Origin of the sequence: Ideonella alba (assembly GCF_018069845.1) — a bacterium.
Lineage (GTDB): Bacteria > Pseudomonadota > Gammaproteobacteria > Burkholderiales > Burkholderiaceae_C > Ideonella > Ideonella alba.
Window position 1 is genome coordinate 218,924 of record NZ_JAGQDD010000002.1, and the last position, 14,061, is coordinate 232,984.

At 72.7% G+C, this 14,061-nt stretch carries 9 protein-coding genes; all 9 read right to left on the reverse strand.

Features of this window, described 5'->3' with window-relative positions; all coding sequences use genetic code 11:
* Positions 1-5 precede the first annotated feature (5 nt).
* The 9 genes from KAK03_RS04720 to KAK03_RS04760 all read right to left on the reverse strand — a co-directional run bounded on the left by KAK03_RS04720 (position 6) and on the right by KAK03_RS04760 (position 13,960).
* Complete coding sequence (locus KAK03_RS04720) at positions 6-7,049, reverse strand: autotransporter-associated beta strand repeat-containing protein (RefSeq protein WP_210852031.1); 7,044 nt, start codon at positions 7,047-7,049, stop codon at positions 6-8.
* 103 nt (positions 7,050-7,152) lie between these two features.
* Positions 7,153-8,316 (reverse strand): MFS transporter, encoded by a 1,164-nt coding sequence (locus tag KAK03_RS04725; protein ID WP_210852032.1) that lies wholly within the window; start codon positions 8,314-8,316, stop codon positions 7,153-7,155.
* Positions 8,317-8,328: 12 nt separating this feature from the next.
* Positions 8,329-9,051, reverse strand: a complete 723-nt coding sequence (locus tag KAK03_RS04730; RefSeq protein ID WP_210852033.1) for an alpha/beta fold hydrolase — start codon at positions 9,049-9,051, stop codon at positions 8,329-8,331.
* Between the two features lie 55 nt (positions 9,052-9,106).
* Positions 9,107-10,657 (reverse strand): methyl-accepting chemotaxis protein, encoded by a 1,551-nt coding sequence (locus KAK03_RS04735; protein ID WP_210852034.1) that lies wholly within the window; start codon positions 10,655-10,657, stop codon positions 9,107-9,109.
* A gap of 166 nt (positions 10,658-10,823) precedes the next feature.
* The gene (locus tag KAK03_RS04740; protein WP_210852035.1) at positions 10,824-11,183 is read right to left on the reverse strand and encodes a CZB domain-containing protein; all 360 of its coding nucleotides are present in this window, start codon (positions 11,181-11,183) and stop codon (positions 10,824-10,826) included.
* A 64-nt stretch (positions 11,184-11,247) separates the two neighbouring features.
* Positions 11,248-12,561 (reverse strand): sensor histidine kinase, encoded by a 1,314-nt coding sequence (locus KAK03_RS04745; RefSeq protein ID WP_210852036.1) that lies wholly within the window; start codon positions 12,559-12,561, stop codon positions 11,248-11,250.
* Positions 12,558-13,238 (reverse strand): response regulator transcription factor, encoded by a 681-nt coding sequence (locus KAK03_RS04750; RefSeq protein WP_210852037.1) that lies wholly within the window; start codon positions 13,236-13,238, stop codon positions 12,558-12,560. The genes KAK03_RS04745 and KAK03_RS04750 overlap by 4 nt, the downstream gene beginning before the upstream one ends.
* Positions 13,216-13,503 carry a hypothetical protein gene (locus KAK03_RS04755; protein WP_210852038.1) on the reverse strand — a complete coding sequence of 96 codons (288 nt, stop codon included), beginning with the start codon at positions 13,501-13,503 and terminating at the stop codon, positions 13,216-13,218. Before KAK03_RS04755 ends, KAK03_RS04750 begins: the two co-directional genes overlap by 23 nt.
* Positions 13,496-13,960 carry a Spy/CpxP family protein refolding chaperone gene (locus KAK03_RS04760; protein WP_210852039.1) on the reverse strand — a complete coding sequence of 155 codons (465 nt, stop codon included), beginning with the start codon at positions 13,958-13,960 and terminating at the stop codon, positions 13,496-13,498. Before KAK03_RS04760 ends, KAK03_RS04755 begins: the two co-directional genes overlap by 8 nt.
* Between the last annotated feature and the right edge of the window lie 101 nt (positions 13,961-14,061).

The following is a 14,061-nucleotide window of genomic DNA, read 5'->3' on the forward strand; positions in this document are numbered from 1 at the left end:
ACGGCTCAGTGGGCCGCGCCGCCGCCCAGGGTGCAGCCGCCGGCGCGGCGCTCGCCCGCGCGTGACCAGGCGTCGCAGCCGCCGCCCGCCAGCGCCGGGCTGATCGTGGTCGACGCCGGGTCGGCCTGGACCTCCAGCACCGTGGCCGGTGTCACCAGCCGGTAGTCCTGCAGCGGGATCCCCGACACGCCCACGGCACTGAGCGCATAGCGGCCCGCCGCGCTGGCCGGACCAGCGCCGGGCGACTGCCAGTCGATCGAGGCGATCTGGTCGAAGCTGGCCAGGCCGCTGACCACCGGCTGGATCTGCGCCGGGTCCAGGGCGGTGCCGCGCGGCTTCAGCACCGGGGCGGCGCTGATCGTCAGCGTGCGCGGCGTCACTTGCAGCGCACTGCCCTCGAACTGCAGCGAGTAGTTTGCCGAGGCGGTGAGGCTGCCCTGTTCGATCGCATAGGTGCCGACATGGCTGCGCAGATCGGCGGTCGTCGTCAGGCTGCCGGTGAGCGCGTCGCCACCGACCAGACCCAGCCCGCCAATGCTGTAGCCCAGGGTCGGGTTGGCCTCACCGTAGGTGCGGCTCTGCGCCGCGGCGCTGACGATGATCGTGCGCGGCGTCACCGCCAGCTGGCTGCCGCTGAAGCTCAGCGCGTAGTTGGGCGAGGCCGCCAGCGAGCCCTGGGTGATCGCATAGCTGCCCACGTCCGAGCCGCTGGTGGCCGCGGTGGCCAAGGCGCCGGTGAGGCCATCGCCGTTGACCAGGCCCAGGCCACCGACGGTGTAGCCCAGCGCCGGGTTGGCGTTGCCGTAGATGCGGCTCGCCGACTGGGCGCTGATGGTGATCGGACGCGGGGTGACGGCCAGCGTGCCCGGCACGTAGACGAAGCCATAGCCCTGGGCACTGGCCAGCGAGCCGGCGCTGGCGGTGATCGTGTAGTCGCCCACGCCGGACAGGGCGCTGGCCGAGGTGCCCAGCGCGGCACTGCCGCTGTAGGCCGCGGCCGCGCTGTCGCCATTGACCAGCCCGGTGAGGCTGGCCGACAGCAGGGGATTGGCGTCGCCATAGACCCGCGAGGCGTCCTGGGCGGTGACGGTCAGGATCGGCTGGCGGCTGTAGACAAGCTGAGAGCCGCTCTGGGTGATGGTGCCCGGCCCGTGGCTGGCATAGCTGCGGTGGTACAGATGCCCGGCGCTGAGGCCGCCCACGGTGTCGGCCTCCCAGTCGTTGGAGTAGACCAGGAAGCGCCCGCCCGCGCCGGTGGTGATGGCGCTGGCGCCGGCCTGGTTGATGAAGCGGCCGCCCGCCGACAGCACCACCGCGTCGCCGCTGGCATCCGAATGCAGGGCCTGGGTCAGCGTCAGGTCGGCATGGCCGCCGGAGGTGCTCACGGTGATCGGGCCGGTGCTGGTGATCGCGCCCACCGCCAGGCTGGCCGCGTTGTTCAGGCTGAGCGTGCCCACCGTGCCGCTGGTGCCCAGTTGGTGGATGGCATTGCTGCCGCTGAGGTGGACGCTGCCCGCGCCGCTGACTTGCAGCGTGCTGGCGCTCAGCGTGCCCGCACCGCTGAGCGTGGCGCCCGCGGCCACCGCCACCGTGGCCGTGGCGCCGCTGCGGTCCCAGCTGCCGCTGAGCGCCAGCGTGCCGCCATCCACCGTGGTGGCGCCGCTGTAGCTGTGGGCGCCGCTGAGCGTGAGCGTGCCGCTGCCGGTCTTGGTCAGCGCCACGCTGCCGGCCCCGTCCTGGATCACGCCGGAGAAGGTGGTGGACGCGCCACCGTCGCCTGCCGTCAGTGTGGCGGCGCTGGCGCCGCTGTTGGTGACCGTGCCGCTTCCGGCGAGCGAGGCGATGCTCGGCGCCTGGCCGTTCAGGTCCAGCGTGCCGTCCACCGTCACCGCGCTGCTCGAGGCCAGTGCGCCGGCATGACCCAGCTTCAGCGTGCCGGCACTCACTGTCGTCGCGCCGGTGAAGCTGTTGGCGCTCTGCAGCAGCAGCGTGCCGCCGCCCAGCAGCCGCAGCGATGCGCCACCGCCGTTGGTCACGTGATCGATCGAGCCGCTGACCGTCAGCGTGGCCCCGGGCGACACCACCACATCCACGCCAGAGCCGCTGTTCAGCGCCATATTGACCGCCGACGCAGTCGAGCTGGCGGTCACGGTCACCGCCTTGTCGAAGGTGTAGCTGCCGTAGGTGGTGAAGGTGCTGTTGGTCGGCCCGCTGGCCAGCGTGCCGCCGTTGAAGGTGATGCCGTTGGTCAGGTGGATCGTGGTGCCCGGGTTGTAGAGCGTGCCGCCCGGGTTCAGCGTGACCACGGTGGTGGCCGTGCTGTCGCCCAGGTAACCCAGGAAGCTGTTGTCGCCGCCGGCCAGCGTCACGTAGCCGCCGATGTTCACCGCCGAGGCATAGCCCAGGCCGGCCTTGGCCAGGTTGGCGGCGCCGCTGATCACGGTCGGCCCGTTCAGGTTGTAGATCCCCGTGAAGCTGGGTGTGCCCGACAAGGTCAGCGTGCCGGCGCCGCTGTGGGTCAGCGTGCCGGCGCCGCTGATCGACGACAGCGTCTGCGCTGCGCTGGAGGCGTACTCGAAGAGAGCGCCGCTGGCCACCGACAGGCTGCTGTAGCTGCCAGCGCCCAACTGGCCTGAGCCGGTGAGCCGCAGGGTGCCCTGCGTGACGGTGGTGGCGCCGGTGAAGCTGTTGGCGCTTTGCAGCAGCAGCGTGCCGCCGCCCAGCAGCCGCAGGTCCGCACCGCCGCCAAAGGTCGGGCGGTCGATCGTGCCGCTGACTGTCAGCGTGGCGCCGGGTGAGACCACGACATCCACGCCGCTGCCGCCGGCGTTCAGCGCCAGGTTCAGCGCCGACGCGGTCGAGTTGGCGGTCACGGTCACCGCCTTGTCGAAGGTGTAGCTGCCGTAGGTGGTGAAGGTGCTGTTGGTCGGCCCGCTGGCCAGCGTGCCGCCGTTGAAGGTGATGCCGTTGGTCAGGTGGATGGTGGCACCCGGGTTGTAGAGCGTGCCGCCGGCATTCAGCGTGACCACCGTGGTGGCCGAGGCGTCGCTCTGGTAGCCCAGGAAGCTGTTGTTGCCGCCTGCCAGTGTGACGTAGCCACCGATGTTGACCGCCGACGCATAGCCCAGGCCGGCCTTGGCCAGGTTCGAAGCGCCGCTGATCACGGTCGGCCCGTTCAGGTTGTAGATGCCCGTGAAGCTGGGTGTGCCCGACAGGGTCAGCGTGCCGGAACCGCTATGGGTCAGCGTGCCGGCGCCGCTGATCGAAGACAGCGTCTGCGCTGCGCTGGAGGCGAACTCGAAGAGGCTGCCGCCGGCCACCGACAGGCCGCTGTAACTGCCGGCGCCCAATCGGCCTGAGCCGGTGAGCCGCAGCGTGCCCTGGGTGACGGTGGTGGACCCGCTGTAGCTGCTGGCGCCCGACAGCGACAGCGTGCCGCTGCCGGCCTGCGTCAGGCTGCCGCTGCCGCTGATCGCGCCCGCCACACTCATCGCGTCCGAGCGGTTGAAGACCAGCGCACCGCTGTTGGCCACCGCGCCGCTGCCCAGCGTGCCTGCGGTGCCACCCTGGCCCACCTGCAGCGTGCCGGCGTTGATCGTGGTGGTGCCAGCGTAGGTATTGGTGCCGGTCAGCGTGAGCGTGCCGGCGCCCGATTTGGTCAGCGTGCCGCTGCCGCCGATATCGGCCCCCACCGTCAGCGCGTCGGAGCGGTTGAACACCAGCGCCGCGTCATTGCTGACGCTGCCCGTGCCCAGCGTGCCGCTCGTGCCCCCAGAACCGACCTGCAGCGTGCCGGCACTGATGGTGGTGGTGCCGGTGTAGCTGTTGCTGCCAGCCAGCGTGATGGTGTTGCTGTTGTTCTTGACGAGGCTGCCGGTGCCGCTGATCGCGTTGGACACGGTCAACGAGACCGTGCGGTCGAAGGCCAGCACGCTGTTGTTGAGCACATTGCCGCTGCCCAGCTTGCCAAAGGAGCCGCCGTCGCCAAACTGCAGGGTGCCGCCGCTGATCGTGGTCAGACCGGTGAAGGTGTTGGTGCCCGACAGCGCCAGCGTGCCACTGCCGGTCTTGGCCAGCGCGAAGGCGGCGCTGCCATCCTGCATCACGCCGGCAAAGGTGGTGCTGGCGTTGTTGCCGCCCATCGTCAGCGTGGCCACCGCTGCGCCGTTGTTGGTGAGCGTGCCCGAGCCGCTCAGCGAGCCCATGCTGTTGTCGTAGCCCGCCAGATCCACCACCACGCCGGACGAGGTGGTGAACGCCGAGGCGGCGCTGAAGGCGCCGGTCGAGCCGGCCTTCACGGTGCCCGAGGTCACCGCGGTGGCGCCGCTGTAGGTGTTGGCGCCGGTCAGCGTCAGCGTGCCGGCGCCTGATTTGGTCAGCGCGCCGGTGCCGCTGATCGCATTGGCCACGGTCAGCGCATTGGAGCGGTTGACGCTCAATGTGCCGTGGTTGATCACGGACCCACTGCCCAGCGTGCCGGTGGTGCTGCCCGCACCCACCTGCAGCGTGCCAGCGTTGATGGTGGTGGTGCCGCTGTAGGTGTTGCTGCCCGTCAGCGTCAGCGTGCCACTGCCCGACTGGGTCAGGCTGCCGCTGCCGGAGATCGCGTTGCCGATCGACACGTTGTCCGATCGGTTGTAGACCAGGGCGGCGTTGTTGACGATGCTGCTGCCGTTCAAGGCGCCGCTGGTTCCGCCAGCGCCCACTTGCAAGGTGCCGGCGCTGATGGTGGTGCTGCCGGTGTAGGTCTGGGCGCCAGTGAGGGTCCAGGTGCCTGTGCCCAGTTTCTTCACCGACGTGGAGTCGCAGCAGTTGCCGATGTTGCCGGAGAAGGTCGTGGACTGGCCGTTGGCGCCGATCTCCAACACCGTGTTGGTCGTGCCGCCGCCTTGGCTGACCGTGCCCGAACCGGCCAAGGAGCCGAGCTGGTACGTGGCCCCGGTCGTCTGTGTCGCGAGAAGCCCGTTGACCACGAAGGCGGCCGTCGCGCTGCCCAGGTTCGTGCTCTCCAGGTTGGCTCGCGCGCCGGTGTCGACCTGGAGGGTGCCGGTCAGCCCGCTCAGGCTGCCGGACATCCGCACCAGTTGCGTGGCCGCAGCGCCGGCCACCTGCAGCGTGCCCGCCCCCGAGATGCTGTTGGACAGCAGGGTGCCGCTGTTGTTGTGGGCGCTGGTGTTGAACAGCAGCGTGGCTCCCGACGACAGGTTGATGCTGCCGCTGCCCAGCTTGCCCGTCCCGGACAGCTGCAGCGTGCCTTCACTGACGCTCGTCAGACCGCTGTAGCTGTTCGTCCCGGTGAGCGACAGGATCCCCGAGCCCGCCTTGGTGACGCTGCCCGTGCCCGAGATCGCCCCTGCGTAGCTGCTGTTGGCCGCGGCGTTGTGCTGGTTGAAGCTCAGCGATCCGCTGTTGGCCAGCGCGCCCGTGCCCGTGATGCCCGCGCTGCCGGCGGCCTGCAGGGTCAGGCCGCTGCCGGCCCCCGTGTTGGTGATGGCGGCGTTGACCGCCACGCCGGCGGCGGCGTCCAGCGTCAGCGTGGTGTTGGCGCTCCAGTTCAGCGCGCTGGCCACGGTGATCTGGCCGCTTTGCGTGCCGCCGCTGCCGGTGCTGACGGTGACGTTGGCGGTGGCCAGCGCGTTCTGCAGCGTGGTGGTGTTGATGACCGTGTCGTTGGCCGAGGCGCTGAAGCCCGCGCCGCTGTCGGCGGCTGAGGAAATGGTGACGTCGTAGGGGTCCAGCAGCAGCGTGCCGGTGCGGCCACTGCGGGCATCGTCGGCGGCGCGCAGGTCGGTCTGGCCGACGTAGCGCAGCTGGGTGCGGCCGGAGACCTCGGCGTCGCCGCCGTGGCCGCTGGCACCTGCGCCGCGCGCGCTGATGCGGCCGGCGAAGTCGGTGCGGCCGTCCGCCCAGACCACCACCTCGCCGCCGTTGCCCTGGGTGCGCGCATCGGCGTTCAGGGTGGTGGCGGAATCCACCGTGGTGTTCTGCGCCCGTGGCAGCGTGCCCCCGCCCTGGCGTTCGCCGCCCACCCGGATGCGGCCGCCGCCGTGGGCGCCCGACGCGTCGAGCGTGGCGCCCTGCAGCGCGATCTCGCGCCCGGTGACGGTGATCTGGCCACCCTGCTGGCTGGGGCCGCTGGCATCCAGGCGACCGCCCACCCAGACCGCGCCGTCGCCGCCGCCCAGCTCGATCGCGCCGGCGCGGCCCGAGACCGTGCGCGCCTCGACCACGCCGCTGAGGTTCACCGCCTGCCGTGCGGCCTCGCGCGCCGCGGCCGCCTGCATCTGGACCAGGCCGCCGTCGGCGCTGATCTGTCCGCTGTGCTCGATCAAGGCGGCACCCAGCGCCGAGCGGCTGGGCACCGCCACCTGCAGGAAGCCATTGCCGCCCAGGTCCAGCGTGAGGTGCTCGCCCGCGCCCAGGCCGACGCGGCCCATCGGCACCTGGATCTGGCCGCTGTTGCTGACACGCCCGCCCAGCAGCGCCGCGAAGCCGCCGGGGGCGACCTGGATCTGGCCCGCCTGGGTCACCGTGGCCGAGTCGCCCAGGCCGCGGAAGACCAGCCGGTTGGCCAGGAAATCGGTGTCGCTGATGTCCAGTGTCGACAGCACCAGGCCAGTGGCCTGCAGCCGGCCGCCCGGGCTGACACTGATCCCGTTGGGGTTGACCAGGAAGACCTGGCCATCGGCCTGCAGCCGGCCCGCCAGCGTGCTGGGGGTGTCGCCGGTGACCCGGTTGAGCAGCGCGGCGCCCGCGCCGGGCTGAACGATGCGCACTTGCTGATCGGCGCCGATGTCGAACTGCAACCAGTTGACGATCGCGCGGTCGCTGGTCTGCTGAAGGGTCAGCGTGCCGGCCTGTGCCGTGCCCACCTGCACCTGACCCGCCACGACCCGGGCCCCGGTGGGCAGCGGCGCCGCCTGCGCGGGCTGCAGCGCGCCGGCCAGCAGCCAGGCGGCGGCCCAGGCCGTCGGCCGCAGTCGCGGGGTGGTGCCTGCCGAGCCGTGGCTGGCTCGGGCAGCAGAAGCAGGGCGGTGGTGGTGGCGCATGGCGTCATCCGTCGGGGCAGGGACCCTCGGGTCTTCGGCATGTGCGCAGGCGGCTTGAGGGCAGCCGGTGCGCGCGCCGGCCGCATCCTCCGCAAAGGGTGGCTTACGGGCTCACCCCGCGCCCCGGGTGGGTGCGCGCGATCAGCAGCGCCGCCAGCGCCCACAGACCGGCGGGCAGCCAGGGCAGCCAGGCCTGTACCGTGGGTTGCTGCGGCCATTGCGCGGCGACCGCGGCGATGCGCAGCAAGGCGGCCAGCGCCAGCAGGGCCGACAGGGCGGCGCTGCTGAGCCCCTCCCGCCCGCTGCGGCCGACCTGCACCGCCGCTGTCCAGGCGCTGACCAGCACCGCGCCCCAGGCCGCACCACTGAGGGCCTGACCGATGGCCAGCAGCGGCAAGCCGGTGGCCAGCGCCGCCAGCGCCGACCCCAGCGCGGCCAGCGCGGCGCCGGCGGCCAGCACGGGCACCGCCCCGACGCGCCGCGTGGCCTCGCCAGCCGGCCACAGCGCCAGCCCCACGGCCACCCAGAACAGGGACAGCCAGGCCGGCAGCTCGGCCGCTGCGGCGAAGCGCAGGTATTGGGGTGCGGCGTTGAGCTGTGCGTGGCCCTGAAAGCCCAGGCCCAGCGCCACCGCCGCCAGCAGGAACCACGCCAGCGGCCGGCTCCACCGGGCCGCTTCAGCGGGGTAGGTGGGGACCGGCGGCGGCCACTGGCGCTCCACCCGCAGCAGCGCCGCCGTGGCCGCCAGCAGCGCCAGGCTGGCGAGCACGAAGGGCAGACGCGCATCGCTGCCGCGCAGCTGCACCGTCAGCCATGGGCCCAGCGCCCCGGCCAGCGCCAGCCCCAGCGTCCACCAGGCCACCCAGCGCGGCAGCGTGGGCCTGGCCGCACGCCGGCCCAGCAGCGCCGCCACCGGGGCACGCAGCGCTGCTGAGCTGATCGCCCACACCACGGTGGCGGCCAGCATCCACGGCGCCGCGCCCGCGCCGGCCAGGACAGGCAGGGCCAGGAAGGCCACGGTCGACACCGCCGTGGCCGCCAGCAGTGCCGGCCCCAGACGACGCAGCGCGGCGGCGCTGCGGTCGGCCGCCACCCCGGCCGCCAGATCGGCCAGCACGAACACCGCCTGGTCGGCCATCAGCAGCCAGGGCAGCCAGCTCGGCGCCAGCCCGGCCTGGGTGAGCAAGGCCGGCAGAAAGACGACGTAGACGGTCCAGCTCAGCGCGAGGCTGAACTGCAGCGCGGCCAGGGTGAGACCGGTGGACATCCGCCGCCCGGATCAGAGCCTGGCCAGCCAGTCGGCCAGCGCCGCATTCACCGTCTCGGGCGCTTCCATCGGCGCCATGTGGCCGCAATGCGGCACATCGACCCGGGTGACCGGCCCGGCCACCATCGCGGCCATCTCGTCGTGGCGGGCAGGGGGACTCCAGCCGTCCTGCTCGCCGGTCAGCAGCAGCGTGGGCACGCTGACGCTGCGCAGCGCGGTGCTGGCGTCGGGGCGGTTCAGCAGGGCCTGGATCTGGGCGGCCTGGTGAGCGGGCGTGCGGCGCGCCAGCATGGCCACCACGGCCTCGGCCAGCGGGGTGCCCAGGCGGTCGGGGTGGACCATGCCCTGCACCCAGTCACGGGCCATCGCGGTCATGCCCTGGTGGCGGGATACCTCCAGCAGGCGCAGGCGGCCGGCGCGCTCGGCGGCACCGGCCTCGCCGGCCGGCAACGGGTGCCAGGCGGTGTCCATCAGGGCCAGGCCGCGCACGCGTTGAGGGGCCTGGCGCCACAGCTGCATCGCCACGCGGCCGCCCATCGAATGGCCGACCACGGCCAGCGGCCCCAGCCCGGCGGCGTCGGCCTGCTGCAGTGCCAGCGTGGCCATGGTGTCGAGGTCATCGCTCAGGCCGTACTCGACCACGAGGTGGGCGTGCGGCCCCGCGGTGGTCTGGGCGGCCCAGACCTCGGCGTCACACAGCAGGCCGGGCAGGAAGAGCAGGGCAGGAGGCGGCATCGCAGGGTCCAGCAGGCGCGGCGCGGCGCCGCGGGCCCACTGTAGCCCCAACGTATCAGGCCGGCGCGTCGGACAGGCGGAAGACCTGGATCGCCTCGACCAGCTGGACCGCCTGCTGGCGCAGGCTGTCGGCGGCGGCGGCGCTCTGCTCGACCAGGGCGGCGTTCTGCTGGGTGGCGTCGTCCAGGCGCTGCACCGAATCGCCGACCTGGGTCACCCCGTGGGCCTGCTCGGCGCTGGCGCTGCTGATCTCGGCCACCACCTGCCCGACCCGCTGGATCGAGGCCACCACCGCCTGCATCGCGGCCGCGGCCTGCGAGGCCTGGGCGGTGCCGGTGGCCACCTGCTCCACCGAGGCGCCGATCAGGCCCTTGATCTCGCGCGCCGCCTCGGCGCTGCGCTGCGCCAGGCTGCGCACCTCGCCCGCGACGACGGCAAAGCCGCGGCCCTGCTCGCCGGCGCGAGCGGCTTCCACGGCCGCGTTGAGGGCCAGGATGTTGGTCTGGAAGGCGATGCCGTCGATGGTGCCGATGATGTCGGCGATGCGCCGGCTGCCGCCGTCGATGTCGCGCATCGTGCTGACCAGCTGGTGCACGCTGGCACCGCCCTGGTCGGCCACCTCGGTGGCTTCGCGTGCCAGCTGGTGGGCCAGGCGGGCGTTGTCGGCGTTCTGGCGGACGGTGCCGCCCAGCTGGGCCATGGTCGATGCCGTCTGCTGCAGGGCTCCGGCCTGTTGCTCGGTGCGGCTGGACAGGTCCTGGTTGCCCTGGGCGATCTCGGTGCTGGCGCTGGCCACCTGACCGGCGCCGGCGCGCACCCGCATCACCGTGGTCTGCAGCATCGCCACCATCCGGCCCAGCGCCTGGGCCAGGCTGCCGTCGCGGCTGTCGCGGGCCAGGGCCAGGCCGTTGAGTTCGCCCGCGGCGATGCGCTGCGCGATGGCGGCGGCCACGCGCGGCTCCATGCCCAGCTCGGCCACGATGCTGCGGCCCACCGCCCAGGCCAGCGTGCCCACCAGCAGCATGCCCACGGCGGCCATGCCCAGCAGGATCAGGCGCAGGTCCCGGGCCCGGCTGTCGAAGGCCTGGTCGTCCTGGGCCGCGGCCTCCAGCATGCTGGTGGCGGCCTGGTTCAGCGCCTCGTCAAAACGCGTCACCTGCTCATCGACCCGTCCGTCGATCTCGGCGATCTCTTCGGGTGCCGCGTTGCGGCGAATGGCAGGCAGGTAGTCGCGCTCAAAGATCGTGCGGATGGCCTGCGCGGCGTCGCTGCCGGTGGCCACCGCGCGGCGTTCCTCGTCGGTGTGGACAACCTGGGCGGCCTGCCTGAGGTCGGCGGCGGTGCGCTCGTTGAGCTGCTTCCACTCGTCGGCGTGCTGATCGAATTCGCGGTTGATGTAGGCATCGGCCACGATCCGGTAGAGGTCGGCACCGCGGCCGCTGAGCTCTTGCAGCAGCGCCGCATCGCGCGAGCGGGTGTAGCCGCCGTCCTGCATCTGGTGCAGCGAGTGCAGCGACAGCCAGGTGATCCCGGCCAGCGCCGCCATGGCCAGCGCGGCGACGCCGGCCAGCAACTGCAGGCGCCTTGAGACAGTCCAGTGCGTCATCGTCGTCCTCATCGCGAAACGGCGCCCGTGCGTCTGGCCGGGTGGCCGAGGCGCATGCGTGCCCAGTGGTCATCCTGCGCGCAGCGACTGGCTTGCGAAGACGCAAACAAGGGGTCGATCTCCCGGCATCTGCCGGGTCATGGCCGACGCGGTGCCGGCCCGGGGCTCAGACCGTGGAGCCCACTTCCTTCTTCAGACCCAGGATGGCCGAGCCGACGGCGCTGGTGGCGTTGGCATAGGGCGTGCCGGCGCCCAGCATGCCTTCGGCCTTGCTGTACAGGCCCTGGTTGATGGCGGCGGCGACGGCGCCGGCCTCGCGGTGGAAGCTGGCATGCTTGGTGACGACATCGCGGTAGGCCGGCAGCTGGCTCCAGCGGGTCTTGGCCTCGCCATGCAGCCACTGGCCCAGCGGGCAGCAGTTGTCGGCGCTGACGGTGCGCACGTCCAGCTGATCCTTCTTCGCGATGGCCATGCGCAGCTTGACTTTCCACTCGGCATGCGCCTGGGCGGCCTGGTTCAGATCCATGGGTGTCCTCGTTGTGGTTCAGCGGCGCTCATCGTCCGCCGGGACGCCCTGTTGAGCCGCGGCCTCAGCCGAGCGTGAACTCTGCCTCGGCCCGCAGGCCCGGGTGGGCCTGGGACAGGCGCAACTGGCCGCCGTGGGCTTCGGCCACCAGCCGGCACAGCGTCAGGCCCAGACCGACGCCGCCGGCGGCGCGGGTGCGGGCGCTGTCGGGCCGGTAGAAGGGCTCGGACAGGCGCTGCAGGTGGGCGTCGTCCACCCCCGGGCCGTGGTCGCGCACCGCGATCAGCAGCTTGTCGCCCTCCCGGCGCAGGTGCAGCTCGGGGGGCTGTGCCGCGTCGCTGGCGTGGCGCAGCGCGTTGTCCAGCAGGTTGCGCAGCAGCAGCCGCAGGCGCGCGGGGTCCACCGCCACCGCCCCCAGGTCGCCCTGGCTGTCGATGGGCACCTGCGCCGCGGCCGCATGCCGCGACGACAGCTCCTGCAGCACGCCCTGGGCCAGCGCCGGCAGGTCGGTGGGCTCGCGCTGCAGCGCGGCGTGGCGGCCGGCCAGGCGCTCGCTCTCCAGCAGGTCGGTGATCAGGCCGGCCATCTCCTGCAGATCGCGCAGCAGCGCGTTGCGCTGGACGCCGCCCTCGCCGTCCTCGGGCAGCAGCTCCGCGTTCAGGCGGGCGCGGGTGAGCGGACTGCGCAGCTCGTGGCTGATCGCCAGCAGCAGCGCGCGCTTGGCCTCGAGCATGCGATGGATGTCCTGGCCCATGGTGTTGATCGTCTGCGCCAGCGTGCCCAGTTCGTCGGGTGCATGGGCGTGGCGCACGGGGATGGGCTGGCTGAAATCACCGCTGCCGAAGCGGCGCGCACCGGCGCCGATGTCGTCCAGCGGCCGCAGCAGCCGGCGCAGCACCCACCAGGCCAGCAGCACCGCGCCCAGCAGCGCCAGCAGCAGGCCACCGAAGAAGCGCGGCCGGCGCTCGATGCTGCCGGTGTCCAGGCCGAAGCGCAGCACATGGCCATCGGCGGTGGTGGCGCTGAGCGCCGGGCTGCCGCCCTCGCGCACCGCCGGAGCACCGGGGTGGGAACTCCAGTGCAGGCGGGGGCCGTCGATGCGCAGCGTCAGCGGCAGCCGGGCCACCAGCGCCTGGGCGCGCGCCAGGTCGGGCGTGTCGGTGCCGCCGGTGACGTCGCGCGCCAGGTGCTCGACATAGTCGTTGAGCAGCGGCCGCGCGGCCTCGCGCCAGCCCACCGCGAAGGCGCGCTGGGCACCGAAGGCGAACATGCCGGCCACCGCGGTGCCCAGCAGCAGGAAGACCACCACGATGCGCCACTTCAGCGAGTGCGCCAGGTGGCGCTGCGCGCGCCGGTGCCAGCGCGCGCCGGTCGTCATGCGCCCACCTTGGGCAGGGCCAGCGCGTAGCCGGCGTTGCGCAGCGTCTTGATCGCGTCCAGCGGCTCCAGCTTGCGGCGCAGACGGCTGATGACGATGTCTACCGCGCGGGTGTAGAGATCGGCCTCGTGGCCGCGCAGCGCGTTGAGGATGTCATCGCGGCTGAACACCCGGCCGGGCGCGCGGGCCAGCAGCAGCAGCAACTCATACTCGCTGCCGGTCAGCTCGACCGTTTCGCCCTGGCGCTGCACGGCGCGGCGGGCGGTGTCGATCACCAGGCCGTCGAAGCGCAGCGTCGGCTCGGCGGGCGGCCTGGCCACGTGCCGGCGCAGCACGGTCTGCACGCGGGCCACCAGTTCGCGCGGCTCGAAGGGTTTGGGCAGGTAGTCGTCGGCGCCCAGCTCCAGCCCCACGACGCGGTCCATCACGTCGCCACGGGCGGTGAGCATGATGATCGGCAGGTCCGAGTCCTGGCGGATCGTGCGACACAGCGCGAAGCCGTCCATCTCGGGCAGCATCACATCCAGGATGGCGGCGTCGAAGCCGCCGGCCTTGAGCCGCGCCAGGCCGGCGCTGGGACGCAGCGCCTGCTCCAGGTCCAGCTCGTAGCGGCGGAAGTAGGCGGCCAGCGGCGGGCCCAGCTGCTCGTCGTCGTCAATCAGCAGGATGCGGGGCATGGGCCATTCTATGGACGCGGTGGCGCACGATCAGCCGGCGCAGGCGCTGGCGCGCCGGCGCGGCCAGCGCATCGAAGCGCTCGCCGGCCGACAGCAGCACGGCGGCGTCCAGGCCCGGCCGCGTGGCGGCCAGGTCCAGCGCCGCCGCGCGGTCGAAGCGCGGGCCCCACAGCAGGTCCAGCCAGTCGACGTGCGGGTCGGCGCTGGCGGCCAGCAGCGCCAGCGCCGGCTCGGCCTTCAGCCGCGGGGCCAGTCGCTCAGCCACGGCCCCACCAGCCGCCATGGCGGCGCTCGCTCATGAATTGGCGCACCTGGGCCTGCTGCGCGGGGGTCAGGCTGTCGTAGAAGTCGCCCAGCGCGGCGATCACCTTGGGGCTGCCGCTCTGCACGGCCTGCGTCTTCTGGTCCAGCCAGGCCTGGGCCTTGCTGCGGTCCAGCGTGGGGCCGGCGATCAGCGACTGCAGCTCGGCCTTGGGTTCGGCACTGCCGCGCATCGCCTGGCGCTGGGCGATCAGTTCATCGGCCAGCACGCCCAGTTTGGCCTTCTGGGCCTCGGTCAGGTCGAGCTTGCCGGCGATGCGGTCGACCGCCTTGCCGCGCATCGCGGTGATCTGCTCGTCGCTCATCGGGCCGTGCGGGCGGTGGCCGCAGGCGGCCAGGCCGCCCAGCGTGACCACGCCAATGAAGGCGCCGATGACGGTGCGCTTGATCCAGGGTTTCATCTCAGGGCTCCTATCGAGGGGGTTGTCGATGGAGCCCATGGTGCCGACGCCCACCCCGCGGCGGGTGTCGCCGCGGTCGCGGTGTTTGTCGGTTTGTTTCA